The organism is Pseudomonas sp. NFX224 (genome assembly GCF_048565165.1).
GTDB lineage: Bacteria > Pseudomonadota > Gammaproteobacteria > Pseudomonadales > Pseudomonadaceae > Aquipseudomonas.
Map to the genome: position 1 here is coordinate 2,173,202 of NZ_CP183416.1, position 14,395 is coordinate 2,187,596.

Below are 14,395 nucleotides of genomic sequence, written 5' to 3' on the forward strand. Positions count from 1 at the left end.
GCTGCTATGAGCCTGTATGAGCCCATACATACCTGAACTGGATTAAAGGAGTAACCCGTGGGCTGGGAACTGGAAGACGTCGAAAAACCCTTTGTGGCTCAGTTACAGGGGCTGAACTGGAAGCATATCGAGGGCAGCCTCGACGACCCGGCCATCACTGGCCGCAACAGCTTCAGTGAAGTGATTCAGCGGGCCGCACTGGCCGAGCGCTTGTGTGCCATCAACCTGCGTGACGGTCAGCCCTGGCTGGATGAGCAGCGCATTGCCGAAGCACTGGCGGCCATTACCCGCGTGGGCGCCGGCAAGTTGATGGAAGCCAACCAAACAGTCACTGAGCTGTTGCTCAAAGGCATCACTGTCGACGGCCTCCCGGGCTGGGAAGGCGGGCGTGGCCAGACTATCCAATACATCGACTGGGCCACCCCGGCCAATAACCACTTCAGTGTGATCAACCAGTTCCGAGTGGATTGCCCGCCAGGATATAACAGCGGCAAGAAATTTATTGTCCCGGATCTGGTGTTGCTGGTTAACGGCATCCCGCTGGTGCTGGTGGAGTGCAAGAGCCCCTCCATTCCAGAACCGCTTGCCGAGGCTGTCGATCAATTACGTCGTTACAGCAACCAGCGCAAGGCGGCCTTCGAGGTCGAGGAGAACGAGGGAAACGAGACTCTGTTCGCCAGTGTGCAGCTATTGGTCGCCAGTAGCTACGACGAAGCACGGGTGGGCTGCATTGGTGCTGGCTTCGGGCATTTCTCCCAATGGAAGACCGTGGTTGGCCCGGATGGCAACGGCAGCGAACAGTCAGGAGCCGAGCAGTTGGGCAAAGCCAAACTGTCCGAACAGGAGCGCCTGGTGGCAGGCATGCTCACGCCAGCCCACCTGCTCGACCTGATCCGACATTTCATGCTCTTTATGCAGGTTGGCGGGCAGACCATCAAGACGGTCTGCCGCTACCAGCAATACCGCGCGGTGAACCGCACATTGACCCGCATGAAACGCGGGCAGACACGTCTTGAGCATGGCGAGAGTGACCAGCGCGGCGGCATCGTTTGGCACACTCAAGGCTCGGGCAAAAGCCTGACCATGGTATTTCTGGTGCGCAAGATGCGCACGGATACACAACTGCGCCGCTTCAAGATCATCGTGGTCACCGACCGTAAAGACCTGCAAAATCAGCTCGCCGCCACTGCCACACTGAGCGGCGAGCTGCCGGAGGTGGCCTCCAATATTCAGGGTGTCAAGGCCTTGGCACGTCGCCAGGGCCCCGGCTTGGTATTCGCCACCATCCAAAAGTATCGAAATCCCGAGCAGGAGGAAGATGGGGAGGCGCCGATCCCTGTGCAAGCTGCGGCCCCCCTCAAAGCCGCAGAAAAGCGCGCGCCCTATCTTGTGAACAAACCGTTCGAGGTGCTCAACCACGACGAGAGCATTCTGGTATTGATCGATGAGGCGCACCGCACCCAGGCCGGCGATCTGCACGCGAACCTGCTGGCAGGCCTGCCCAACTGCGTGCGCATCGGTTTTACCGGTACACCGATCATCATGGGCGATAAAAAACGCACCCACGAAATTTTCGGCGCGTTCATCGATAAATACACCATCAAGGAAGCCGAGGCAGATGGCGCGACGGTGCCGGTGCTTTACGAAGGGCGCACTGCCCAGGGCGCAGTGAAAGATGGGGCGAGCCTGGATGAACTGTTCGAGGATTTGTTCCGCGAGCACAGTCAGGACGAGCTGGAGCTGATCAAGAAAAAATACGCCACCAAAGGCCATATCTTTGATGCCCCCGCGCTGATCGCTGATAAGGCGCGCGACATCCTCAGACATTACGTCACCAATATTCTGCCCAATGGCTACAAGGCGCAGGTTGTAGCCTATAGCCGGATTGCGGCAATCCGCTATTTCCACGCGCTGCAGGCCGCCCGCGATCAGTTGCTGGCCGAGGCCGAAGCGTTACCAGCAACCGACAAGGACCTCGACGATGAAGCACTGTGCCAGCGTCCACCCAAGCTGCAGGCGCGCGTGCAGGCGTGGCGCTATCGCGACAGGCTACGCAGCCTGGAGTTCGCGCCGATTATTTCCGGCTCAAATAACGATCCGACCGAGTGGAAAACCTGGACGGATGGCAGCAAGCACGAGCTGCTGATCCAGCGCTTCAAGAAGCCCCTGAATCATGAGCAGCCGGGCAAGGCCGACCCGCTGGCTTTCCTGATCGTTAAGTCTATGTTGCTCACCGGCTTTGACGCCCCCATCGAAGGGGTCATGTACCTTGACCGGCCAATCAAGGAAGCCGAGCTGCTGCAAGCCATTGCGCGGGTCAACCGTACTGGTTTCGGCAAGCGCTGTGGCATCGTGGTCGACTACTACGGGGTCGCCAACCACCTGCGCGAAGCCCTGGCAGCCTATGCCGACGAGGATATCGAAGGTGCGCTGAGCAGCATCAAGGACGAGGTGCCGGTGCTGCGAGATCGTCATCTGCGTGTAGTGGATGTGCTGCGTCGCCAGGGCATCGAGTCGCTGGAAGATGCCGAAGCCTGCATTGCCGCACTGGAGTCGGAAAAGGTGCGCGCCGAATTTGCGGTAAAGCTCAAAGCGTTCCTCGACTCATTGGACACCGTACTGCCACGCCCCGAGGGCCTGCCCTTCGTCAAGGATGCCAAGCGCCTGGCCTATATCCATGCACGCGCGCGCGGGCGTTACAAGGACCTGCCGCAACTGGGCAAGGATGTCGGCGCCAAGGTGCGCAAGCTGATCGACGATCACGTTATTTCGCTGGGCATCGACCCGAAGATTCCGCCGATCCAGCTCACCGATGCAGACTTCGAGAAACAGTTGTCCCGTAGCGTCAACGACCGCGCCAAGGCCTCAGAGATGGAGCACGCCATTCGCTCGCATGTGCGCAAGCATGCTGATGAAGATCCGGTGCTTTATCGCAAGCTGTCCGAACGCCTGAACGAGCTGCTCAAGTCGCTGGGCGAGCAGTGGGATCAGTTGGTTGAGCAGATGCAGAACATCATCAACGAGCTGCGCAGCGGTCAAATGAGCGATGACTACAGCCCTCTGGATTTGCCCGAGCACTATGCATCCTTCCTGCGTACCCTGCTGGATGTGGTGTGTGCCGACGCCAATCCGCAGCCCGCTGAGCTGCTGCGCTTGAAGGATGTGACAGTGGAACTGGTCGATCTGTTGGTGGGCGAACTCCAAAGCCACCGCGATATCTGGAGCCCGCGCAAGCGAGCGGCACAAGAGGAGCTGGCCGGGCAGCTATTCGATTACGTGATGCGACTACGTCCGCCCTTGGTAGATAGCGATACGGCGGGTGCACTGTCTGACCGCCTGATGGATCAGGCGAGAGCTAGCCATGAACGGTTGATGCAGCTGTGAGCAATCAAACCCTCACCGTAGACGACCTACAACTGACGCTACGCCGCAGCGCGCGGCGCAAGACGCTACAGATCACTGTCGAACGTGACGGCACACTTATTCTGTCTGCCCCGCCAGAGGTTGAGGAGCAGGCGCTGCGGCAATTCGTAGCGAAAAAAAGCTTCTGGATTTACTCGCGTCTGGCGGAAAAAGAACGCCTGCAACGCGCGATCCCTACCAAGGAATACGTCGACGGAGAGGGGTTTCTGTACTTGGGGCGAAGTTATCGCCTCAAACTGGTTGATGAGCAGGATGTGCCTCTGAAACTCTCTGCCGGTCGCTTCCGCCTGCTGCGCAGCGAATTGCCTCGGGCCCGCGAACACTTTATCCGCTGGTACAGCGAACATGCCCGCAGCTGGCTGGCCTTGCGCATTAAGAGCCACCAAGGCCGCATGGACCTTATCCCAAGCGGAGTGCGTGTGCAGGATTTGGGCTATCGCTGGGGTTCCTGTGGCAAGGGCGCTCAGCTCTATTTCCATTGGAAAACAATCCTGCTACCCAAGCCCATTGCGGAGTATGTGGTGGTGCATGAGATGGTGCACCTGCAAGAGCCACATCACACCCCAGAATTTTGGCTCCGCCTGGAGCGCGTCATGCCTGACTATGCACAGCGCAAGACATGGTTGGCAGAACACGGAATTGATGTTGAAGGAATCTGAGTACCATGGCGGACTATTTCACCAGTGACCATTTCGAGCTATTGAGCAAGTGGGCAGGACACAAGCGTGACGAGTCCAAACCCGAGCAAAACCGAGCTTACGATGATCTAAAAAAGGCCTATGCAGTCACACAGGCATGGGCGAACAAGCTCAAGGCTGAGCTGTTTCCTGTAGGGCGCGTCGAAATTCGCAAACGACCCACCAACCAGGGTAATCACTTCTCTGGCTACAACTGGGCGAAAATCTACCCCTCACCAGAAGCGCCGAAGGAATTGGCCTTTACCGTAGGTATCGATGCCGACGACGGTTTTGTGGTCAAGATCGATACCGTCGGGCTGGGTGAGTCTAATAAAACGCGTAAAGCCTATTTGGCCCTGCGAGGCGACTATTACAACGCCCCCTTTGTAACCACTATGCCCACAGGCGATGGTTTGGAAAAGTCGCTGGACCAGCTCACCGCATGGAGCGCTGAAGCCATCCGCAACTTCGAGCTGCGTTACGAAGAGGTAGTAGCCAAAATGAACCTGAGTAAGTCACTGGGCGACGAAGACCTGCTCCAACACTTCGACAGCAAGCCTGCATTCCAAACTTTCCGCGCCTCATGGTCGCCAGAGGACAAAGCGCTGTTCTGTCGGTTGGCACGGGCTGTTCATATGGCCGGCTTGGATTGGTGGCACACGAGCAAAGGTATCCAAGTGCGCTTTGGCCGCAAGAATCCCGGAAGCGAGCGCGCAATCGGCGTACTTGGCATAGTGCGTGGAATGCGAGTGCGGAAACTCTCGTGGACACGTGAGGTGGGCGCGCTCTCCAGACTCCACCGTGAACCGCTAACTGACGAACTGCTCGCGAAGATCGAAGCGTCCCTTTCTGACAAGCATGATTTACCGAACGACTGGATATTGCTTGAAGCCGAACGACCGGGACTGTGGCCAGATCAATTGCGGGACGATCCAGTGGAAGACAGCGATGAGCCTGACGAAGATGACACTGCTGATTCTGATGCAATGAGGCTTCCCCTCAATCGTATCTACTACGGCCCACCGGGCACGGGCAAGACCTACGAATTGTCGAAGCTAATGAAGCGAGAGTATGAGCAAGTCACGACCTCGGTATCCAAGGAAGAATGGCAAAATCAGTTTGTGAGCGAAAGGATTGCGAGCCTTACCTGGTGGGAGGCGACCGCAGCAACTCTGTACCACCTGGGCGGGAAAGCAAGTGTCGATGTATTACTTGATCACCCATTCATGAAATCGATTGCCGCCGCCAAAAGCGCGAACAAGAGTGTGCGAAACACCGTTTGGGGCGCTCTCCAGTACCATGCAATCGAGTCCTCCGAAACCATCAAGATGAGCAAGCGAATGGCACCGGCTGTCTTCGACAAGCTATCGGACTCATCATGGATACTAACTGGAGACTGGGCGGACGCAGCTGCCGATCTGAAGCGGCTGGTAGACGAGTACAATGCCGGCCCTCCCTCAGCCGAATACATCAAGCGCTACAGTTTTGTCACCTTCCACCAATCGTACGGGTACGAGGAGTTCGTGGAGGGTCTGCGTCCGGTTCTCGAGGGCGATGCGGAATCCGGTGAAGTCCAATACGAGATCCGCGCAGGTGTCTTCAAGGACTTGTGCCGCAAAGCACGTATGGCGCCAGATCAGCAGTTTGCGATGGTGATCGACGAGATCAACCGGGGAAACATCAGCAAGATCTTTGGCGAGCTGATCACCTTGATCGAATCTGATAAACGCGAAGGCGCTAAAAACGCCATCTCGGTGACTTTGCCATATTCCGGAGAGAGTTTTTCGGTACCAGCCAATGTCGACATTGTCGGCACTATGAACACGGCAGACCGATCCCTTGCGTTGCTGGACACCGCCTTGCGTCGCCGATTCGAGTTTGTGCCGCTAATGCCGGACGCTCGCGACGAGCCAGGCGCACCGCTTGCAAACCTTCGGGTCAGTCTGGGGGAGCAAGTGGTGGATGTGCCACGTATACTTGATGCAATAAACCAGCGTATCGAGGTGCTCTACGACCGCGACCATTGCATCGGCCATGCGTACTTCACAGCATTAGCGCAGGTGCCTGATGGGGACGAACGATTTGTGGCCCTGCAGCAGGTGTTCAGCACACGTATTCTGCCCCTGCTCGAAGAGTACTTTTTCGAAGACTGGCAAAAGATCCGCCTTGTCTTAGCAGACAATCAGAAATCCCAAGCCGCACGTTTTATCGTTGAGGGTGAAGATCAGGAGGACGATCTGGCTCGCCTGTTCGGCAGCGATCATGGCATGGACAGCTATTCCACTAAGCGCCACTACGCTCTGCAGAAGGCTGCGCTCTCTAATCCGGATGCCTACATTGGCATATACAAGACGCTGTCGACATGAAAGGCGGAGGCACGTGAGCGGAATATCGATTTACGAATTTGACGTGTTGATGGCTGCGACTTCGACTGGCTCGTTGTCCGAGGGTTTGCACATTATCCCGGACACGGTCTACGAATGGCTTGAGCGCCAGTGCCTGCAGGCCTCCAACGACAGTAGGCCAGCGTGGCTGCGCCTGACTCAACGGCGCGGGTATCGCGCCGTTCAGGTCACTAGTTTTGTTGGAGTGATACGTGCACCAGACGGTTACCAAATCGAGGTACTGCCGAAAGTCGGAAAAGTAATAGGTGCAGGCGCGTTGAAGGCTCGTCAGCTGTTGATCGAAATGCTCTGCTGCCTTCAAGAGTTTCGCCACCTTCAAACTGACACCGCCAAGCTCGCGGCGGCACGAATGCCCTTGCTGGAAGTTTTTATTGCCGAGTTCCTACGCACCGTCGGGCATATCATCAAACAAGGACTGCGCAGCACCTATACCACTCAGCAAGGCAACCTGTTTGCCCTTCGCGGCAAACTGATGATGGCATCTCATCTGCGGCAAAACCTTTATAGGGCGGACCGATTCTTTACAGAGCACGACGAGTTCTCGATTAATCGTCCAGAAAACCGTTTACTACACACCGCATTGCAACGAATCCTGCAACTGACGGCATCTCAGGTCCATCAGCAACTGGCCCGAGAACTTAAATTTGTCTTCGCAGAGGTCCCGATCTCAGCGCAACCCCATATGGATTTCCAGCGGGTACGCCTTGAGCGGGGCATGGGTTACTACGAAGAAGCACTCGCTTGGTCAAAGTTGATTCTAGAACAGCAATCACCCATGACAGGCCGCGGAGGCAATCATGCTCCGTCGCTGCTGTTCCCAATGGAGGCAGTATTCGAAGCGTTCGTCTCCAAGCATCTCGCGAAGCAACTGGCGAGGCCGCTTCACCTGAAAACCCAAGCACGCAGCCATCACTTGGTTCGCCATCAAGAACAGAATTGGTTTTGTCTAAAGCCAGACCTGTTGATCAAGGATACCAAGAAAGATCTGCTGGTTCTCGATACAAAGTGGAAACTGCTGGATGGTCTCAAGGCAAATGGGACGAATAAATACGGCCTCGCACAGGGTGACTTCTATCAGTTGCAGGCCTATGGGCAAAGCTATCTGAATGGGTCGGGAGATGTGGTGCTGATTTACCCCAGGACTGGGGCATTTGATCGACCGCTGCCAGTATTCGAGTTCCCCAAGACAGGCGGACTGCGGCTATGGGTACTGCCTTTTTGCTTGAAGTCACGCCAGCTGATGGTCCCAGGCGATGCGCCGTTCAAAACGGTGTTCAAAGACTCGTGTGGCGGGTTACCTGAGTAGCGGGCTGAGCTGGGTTTGGCAAACCCGCGACAGATGGCCTAGTTAGCTTGGCCGCTTTCGGATAAACAGATGATCTCTTCGGCCATGCCTGCAGGACGGTAATGAGGCATTTCGCTCGATTCAGCTCTCTTGGTATTCCAGCCGGTATTCCAAAGAATTTTACAGAATCACATTAGTCAGTTAGATCAAATGCCTAAGTAACGAATTCAACTTCCCCCGGCCCACCAGAATTACATCTAAAGACGTCCACGGACGTCTTTTTTTGTGCCTGAAATCCAGCAAAACCCTGGCGCTCATGAACCGCAATCCCGCCTGCACCACCACCGCTCAGGACAATCTGTAAAATCCGTGCCCCCCCTTTCACCACGTCGAATCGGACTCGATGGCGGTCACGACCTCGTTCAACGGCGGCATGGTTTCCGGGCCGTAGATGTTGTACGGCGGATTGTGGAACGTGACACGCCAATACTCGGGCGTAACGCGTGTGAGCTTGATCTCCTGTTTAACGGCGGTGCTCGATTGTGCCTTGTCGGATGATGCAGTGGTTTCAGCAGCGAGTACCACATCTGGCGTCGCCATTGCGGCGAAGATCATTGCAGCAGACAGCAAGTGAAGTCTCATGGGAGCCTCTCCAGAGAATGGCCTGAAGGCATGTGGAGTCCCGTTAGAGCTTTTGTTGCGGCTTGCCTGCAGCCGGAGCCGGCCTGGCACGAATAATCAAGCGTAGCCGCGCAATGCTGGCTTACTTGACCTGTCATCGGATGCAATCACGACGAATAAAAAAGGCACTGACGGTTTATCGCCAGTGCCTTTTTTCTACCGCAAGGAAGTATCAGCGCGACAACATGAACGTGTCGTACTCAAGGTCTTCCAGCGCCGTGGACAGTCGATGCAGCCCCAGCAACACGCACACCAGCAACGACAGGGTAAAGCCATAGCCGAAGAAGCTCGGGCCAAGGTGCATGCTGAGCAGGGTCAACCCGGCGTTCAACACCGCGAAGATCACGCACAGTTCCAGCACTACGGCGCGCTTGTCGAGGTAGAAGAACACGTTGAGCAACGCCATGAACACCACCTGAATGCTCACGCCAATCAGGTCGATGTAGAACAGCGGCAGGTAGTAACTGGAGATGCCCAGCCAGTCCAGCAAGCGCGGGGCGAACAGGAACAACAGCACCACGGTCAGCCCTTGCACCTTGCAGATTTCCAGCAGGCCCTGACGGATCGACAGGGTCATTTCGGTTTTCAGCGAACCGATGTGCTGCAGGGTTTCCCCCTCGCGAATGGCCCTGAACAGTCGGTCATACCATTCGGCGAAATCGGTTTCGATACGCACCAGGAACACCGCCATCCCGGGAATGATCGCCAGGTACGCGAGGAAGATCGGCAAGTCGTACAGGATCGAGGCGCGCAGTGGGCCGATGACAGTGTTCGAAGTGCCGGGGTTGAACCAGAAGATGAACTTGTCGACCCAGATGCCAAAATTGTAGAAAAACCCGGTCACCAACAGGCTGACAAACACTTGGCGGCGTTCAAGGAAATCGAAAGCCACCAGTTTCTCGGCACGGTACTCGCGCAGGATGTCGTAGAGAAACAGGAACAACAGCGTACTGTGCCCGATCAACAGCGCCAGCAGCAGGCCCGCGATCCCCAGGAAGCTAAGCAGATAAGCACTGATGACCATCAGCGTATAGCCCACCAGCATCACCAGCAGGATGCGATTATAGGCTTTCATCCCCGAGAGGAAGATGATCACCATCCACAGGTTGCACAGCACCACGAAGTTCGCCAGCACCAGCAACCGGTACATCAGCGGCTGATCGAACAAAACACTCAGCACAACGATACCCAGCAACCCGGCACCGATGGTGACCATCAACAGCACGCCCACCAGGTTGGGCAGGATCTGATCGTACTTGTGCTCGAACAGACGGTCGGAAACGAACCGGGTGAAAAACAGCTGCAAGCCGCCCGTGAGGATCAACGAGCTGGCCATCAGGTACGTCACCGTCACCAGGAACTGCCCCACCAGCGTATTGGGCACGACACGGCTCAGGCTGATGATCCCCACCAGCATCACGCTGATGATCGACAACACCCACGGCCCTGAGCTGATCAGCCCGGCATACACGTAGGCGTGCAGGGTCGAGGTGTAGGAATCGCGAGACAGGATCTTGCGAAGTTCGAAGCCAATACCGGCCATTTAACTGTTCTCCATGGCGGCTTGATACAAGTCGCGATAACGCTGCAGCATCAAGGCTTCGGTGTAATAACGATTGACCCGCAGCAAGCCGCTGGCCTGAGCGTCCTGCCAGCGTTGCGGGCTACGCAACAGTTCAAGGATCGCCACGCTGGTGGCTTGCGGGTCGGCAATCGCGACCACTTTGCCGGCCAGACCGAGGTCGCGATCTTCAGCGGTGCCGCCTTCGATCAGCTCGCGGCACGAACCCACGTCGCTGCTGACCACCGGCGTGCCGGCAGCCCAGGCTTCGAGAATCACCAGCGGTTGCGCCTCGCTGATCGAGGTCAGCACCATCAGGCCCAGTTGCGGCAGGATCTCCTGAATGCGCTGGAAGCCAAGGAAGTGCACCTTGCCCTCCAGTCCCAGACTGGCCATCAGGCTGCGGCATTCGCTGACGTATTCCGGGTCTTCCTCTTCCGGCCCGACGATCCAGCCTTCAGCCTCGGGCATGGCGCTGATCACGCCGCGCATGGCCCGCAAAAAGGTCTTCACGTCCTTGATCGGCACCACACGCCCGATCAGCCCCACCACCGGCGCAATGCCTGGCGCGCGGGACTCAAGCGCGGCAGTCCACTGCGGCAAATCAATGCCGTTGGGAATGACCCGGGTGCGGACCGGATCGGCGCCATCCTTGATTTGCCGCTGACGGTTGCCGTCATACAGCGAGATGATGCTGTCGGCACTGTTGTAGGTCAGTTGACCGATACGCTCGAAGAAGCGCACCCACAAGGTACGGATATAACCCGAGCCGGCGTCGAGGCTGCGGTTGAGTGCCTGCCCTGAACTCTCGGCGATCCAGCTGGCCTGGGCCAGGTCGATCTTGCGTTCCTTGGTGTAGATCCCGTGTTCGCTGAGCAGGTAAGTACAGTTCCAGCGTTGCTTGAGGATGCAACCCAGCAGCCCGGCGTAACCGGTGGAAATCGAGTGCAGCACCCGCGCCCGCGGCATGCGTCGCGACGCCTCGGCGAGCATCAGCAACGGCGACTGCATCGAGCGCAGGGTCCAGAAATAGTTGATGAACGACGGGTCGGCGCAATGCAGGCGATAACCTTCGCTCAACGCCTCCCAACTGGCGCGGCTGCGCAACACGTCGTCAAGGGTCAGTCGGCCTTGGGCAATGCTGTCGAGCAGGCTTTCACCCAGCGCAGGCTCCGGTGCATCCGGGTGATGCAGGAAGCGATACAAATCCTGCAACTGCTGAAGGTCGGCCTCGCGCGGCGTGCCACGAGTGTCAGTCGGATGAGTCGCATCTTCGAGGAAGACCTCTTCAATGTGCAGCACATTGGGCGGCACCTGATAGCGTCGCTCGCCATACGCCGAGCGCTGTCCGCCGATGAACATCACCGAGAACGTCACCTCGGGCAAACCGAGAATCATCTGGTGAATCCAGCTCGACACGCCACCACGCACATAAGGCCAGGTACCTTCGAGCAGCAGGCAGATGTCGGCCAGCGGCGCCTCTTCCTTGTGACTCATGTCCAGCTCCTCACCAGGTCAGCGAAGGGTGGACGCTGACGGGTTTTCTCCGGAAGGCTGGCGAGCAACCCTGGGATTTCATGGTAACGACCGGCCTCGAATGCCAGCTCGGCGTGGAACGGCAGAATCTGCGCCGCGCCCATGCCGTTTTCCTGGGCCTGGGTCAGCAGCACTTCGGCGCGCTCGATGTCACCGCGTTCCAGGGCAATGCGCCCGGCCAGCAGAAACAGCTCACCGCCCTCGCCCGCTTGCAGGCCTTGTTCGGCATGTTCGCTGGCCTGATTGAGTACGTGTTCAAGCACGCTGCCTTGCGCCAGCCCCAGATACGCCAACTCCCAATACCAGCGCGCCAGCGTGCCGTGCAGCACACCCGCGGCTTTGGTGGTGGTGCCGTGCAGTTGGCCCAAGGCGATCTGGATGCGCAGGTTGATATCGCTTTCCTGCTTGTCGAGCATCGAGTAGGCCAACAGGCGTACGTCATCGCTCGGGTCGCCCAGTGCCAGTTTGAGAATCGGCACCGCTTCTTTGCCGGGCATGCGTTTGGTCGCCAGCAAGGCGGCCAGACGTTGATCCGGGTCCGGCGCATGGCGCAACACGTCCTGCAATCCGCCATCGGCGAAAATGGGCGAATGCAAATTTGTCTGCGCGCGATACGGAAGGCTCGGAATGCCTACCGCTTGCCATTCTTGCTTGTCGCGTTTGCGCGGCAAATACAGCGCCGGGAAGATCGCCGCGACCACACCGACAGCACCCAGCACCGGCACAAAAAACGCCAGGCTGAAAATGAACAGCGGGCTCCACGGCAGCGGCGAGCGATAACGCGCCGGCAACAGCAGCCAGACCGCGCCACACAGCATCGCGCAGGCCAAGCCGTGGCTGAGGGTGAACACCAGCAATTGATGCGCCTCGGGCAAGTCGGTCCATAAACTGGCCCAACTACCCGTCTCTAACAACAAGGCTCCGCTAAACAGCCACTTGCTGATCATTCAGACCACACTCGTTGAACAGGTAATTACGCAGCCCGTTGGGTTCACCAGGCTCCAGATTGAACGGCATGACCCGCACGCCGAGGCTATCCATGTCACTTTCAATGCCGAAGTGTTCGTGGATCAGCAGGTTGATACGCGCCAGGTAACCTTCGGTGCCTTGCGGGCTGGTCAACGGCAGGAGCACCAGCAGCAGCTGATGATCGCGGTTATTGCGCAGTGGCAAGTGCAAGTCCAGACCGCGCTGACTGCGTTCCAGCAAGCGCGTCAGCTCTTCGTTGGCGCGGGTCATTTCAAAGGCGAACAGACCGGCCGACAATTTGTGCTGCTCGACGTCGACCAGCGAGCGTTTGAGTTGCAGGGTGAAGTGCTGCGCGTCGGCATCGGCCAGTTGCAGCACCTGAACGTCACGCAGCAACAGGTCGGCGATGTGCCCGGCCAACAGCGCCAAGAGACTCAGGGTACGATCCTGGAATGCAAAAAACGGCATCTGCCGCACCGCCAGCACCGCCAACAAACGCCCCTCGGCATCGATCAACGGAATGCACGCCTGCAACGACGAGAACTGCGCCGAGCTGCCGGCTTCGAGCAACTCCTGGCGCACGCTCACCAGTTCGCCACGATTCAGGCACAGCTTGACCAGGTCGTCTTCGGTATCCAGAGATCCCATGACGCCGATGGTCGCCAGCGGTGTAGGCAATACCCGTTCTCCGCGATCGTCGACCCGGTACAGACCGGCCACCCGCAGTGCACCGTACTGACCAAATACCGCGATGATCGGATCAGCCAATGCCGCCAGTGCATCGCCCTCTTCCGGCATCACCCGCAGTCTTTCGCGCAAGCCCAGCAACGAACTGCGCAAGCTTTGGTCGCTGCCCGCCACGCGTTGCTCCAGGCGGTCGTGGGAGACCCGCAGGATCTGATGCGCGCGGGTGAATTCATCGAGACGATACTGGCGATAATCGTTGGCCATCTGCAGACGCTCCAGGCGTCGCTCCCACAGATCGCGAACCTCGCCTACCAGCATGCCGCACACCAGCACACCGACGATCCACGACGGCTCAAGTTGCGCATACCCGGCATGGCCGCTGTAGCGCAGGGCGAATACCGCCATCACCAACAACGCGGCGCTGAGCAGACCGCGGAAAAAACCGTAACGCACACCCAACAGCAGCGGCGCCAGAATCGGCCAGGGGAAACCGCCGTGCATTTGCATCGGGTCGTCCGGGGTCAGCCACAGGCCGAGGCCGATGGCCAGGCCGGTCACCAGGAACGTTTCCAGCCAAGACACCGGGCTACTGGCGCGAGGCGCCAGGCTGTAATCCATGTGTGGAGAATTCATTGCGATCACTCGAACCGAAGGGCGCCAACAAGGTTATCGAGCACTTTTTGCGCAGTGCCGGCGAGGCTTTCACGGGACCAACCGGCGCGCGCGCCACTTTTGCTCCAGAGTACCCGGCCGCTGTTGGCATCGAGTACGCGCAGGCTGATGCCCACCGCCGGCTCGCCATCCAGACCGTTCTTGTACTGCCACTCCTCGACGCTGCCAGCGACCACGTAATCGAGTTTCTGCTCGCGCGCCCAGTCCAGGGCACCGGCCAGACGCTCGTTGTCATCCATCAACGCCTGCTCGCCCTGGGTGCTGGCCGGGTAAACACGTGGTTGCAGGCCGTGGCTGCTGAGCACGCTGAGCAGGATTTGCTCGCTGCGCTCACCGGCCTGCGGTGTCTGCGAGTAGTTGACCATCGGCACGATGCCCCACTGCGCAGTGCGCGGCAGGCTCGGGCTGCTTTCGTCGGTGAAGCTGGCGCAACCGGCGACAAACAGAACAGTCAGTGCCAGGCTCAGATTACGAATTGCTTGCATACGTTTTTCTCCCG

10 protein-coding genes are annotated in these 14,395 nt (G+C 58.2%); 4 read left to right on the forward strand and 6 right to left on the reverse strand.

Features of this window, described 5'->3' with window-relative positions; translation table 11 throughout:
- Positions 1–57: 57 nt before the first annotated feature.
- From ACNYC6_RS09810 to ACNYC6_RS09825, 4 genes are read left to right on the forward strand one after another with little or no spacing between them, the layout of a single operon-like run.
- Positions 58–3,384 carry a type I restriction endonuclease subunit R gene (locus ACNYC6_RS09810; protein ID WP_419712124.1) on the forward strand — a complete coding sequence of 1,109 codons (3,327 nt, stop codon included), beginning with the start codon at positions 58–60 and terminating at the stop codon, positions 3,382–3,384.
- Complete coding sequence (locus ACNYC6_RS09815; RefSeq protein ID WP_419712125.1) at positions 3,381–4,082, forward strand: M48 family metallopeptidase; 702 nt, start codon at positions 3,381–3,383, stop codon at positions 4,080–4,082. The genes ACNYC6_RS09810 and ACNYC6_RS09815 overlap by 4 nt, the downstream gene beginning before the upstream one ends.
- A 5-nt stretch (positions 4,083–4,087) precedes the next feature.
- A complete protein-coding gene (locus ACNYC6_RS09820; protein ID WP_419712126.1) occupies positions 4,088–6,466 on the forward strand; it encodes an McrB family protein in 2,379 nt (792 codons plus the stop codon).
- Positions 6,467–6,479: 13 nt separating this feature from the next.
- Positions 6,480–7,811 carry an McrC family protein gene (locus ACNYC6_RS09825; RefSeq protein WP_419712127.1) on the forward strand — a complete coding sequence of 444 codons (1,332 nt, stop codon included), beginning with the start codon at positions 6,480–6,482 and terminating at the stop codon, positions 7,809–7,811.
- A 360-nt stretch (positions 7,812–8,171) separates the two neighbouring features.
- Here ACNYC6_RS09825 and ACNYC6_RS09830 read toward each other — a convergent pair whose 3' ends face one another.
- From ACNYC6_RS09830 to ACNYC6_RS09855, 6 genes are all read right to left on the reverse strand, one after another.
- The gene (locus ACNYC6_RS09830) at positions 8,172–8,432 is read right to left on the reverse strand and encodes a hypothetical protein (RefSeq protein ID WP_419712128.1); all 261 of its coding nucleotides are present in this window, start codon (positions 8,430–8,432) and stop codon (positions 8,172–8,174) included.
- A 211-nt stretch (positions 8,433–8,643) separates the two neighbouring features.
- Positions 8,644–10,014, reverse strand: a complete 1,371-nt coding sequence (gene pelG / locus ACNYC6_RS09835; protein ID WP_419712129.1) for an exopolysaccharide Pel transporter PelG — start codon at positions 10,012–10,014, stop codon at positions 8,644–8,646.
- Positions 10,015–11,529 (reverse strand): GT4 family glycosyltransferase PelF, encoded by a 1,515-nt coding sequence (gene pelF / locus ACNYC6_RS09840; protein WP_419712130.1) that lies wholly within the window; start codon positions 11,527–11,529, stop codon positions 10,015–10,017. It abuts the gene before it with no gap.
- Positions 11,526–12,515, reverse strand: coding sequence for a HEAT repeat domain-containing protein (locus ACNYC6_RS09845; RefSeq protein ID WP_419712131.1), 990 nt, complete (start codon positions 12,513–12,515; stop codon positions 11,526–11,528). Before ACNYC6_RS09845 ends, pelF begins: the two co-directional genes overlap by 4 nt.
- Positions 12,493–13,857, reverse strand: a complete 1,365-nt coding sequence (locus tag ACNYC6_RS09850) for a PelD GGDEF domain-containing protein (RefSeq protein ID WP_419712132.1) — start codon at positions 13,855–13,857, stop codon at positions 12,493–12,495. Before ACNYC6_RS09850 ends, ACNYC6_RS09845 begins: the two co-directional genes overlap by 23 nt.
- A gap of 5 nt (positions 13,858–13,862) precedes the next feature.
- Positions 13,863–14,381: a penicillin-binding protein activator LpoB gene (locus ACNYC6_RS09855; RefSeq protein WP_419712133.1), complete on the reverse strand. Its 519-nt coding sequence runs from the start codon at positions 14,379–14,381 to the stop codon at positions 13,863–13,865.
- Positions 14,382–14,395: the final 14 nt, after the last annotated feature.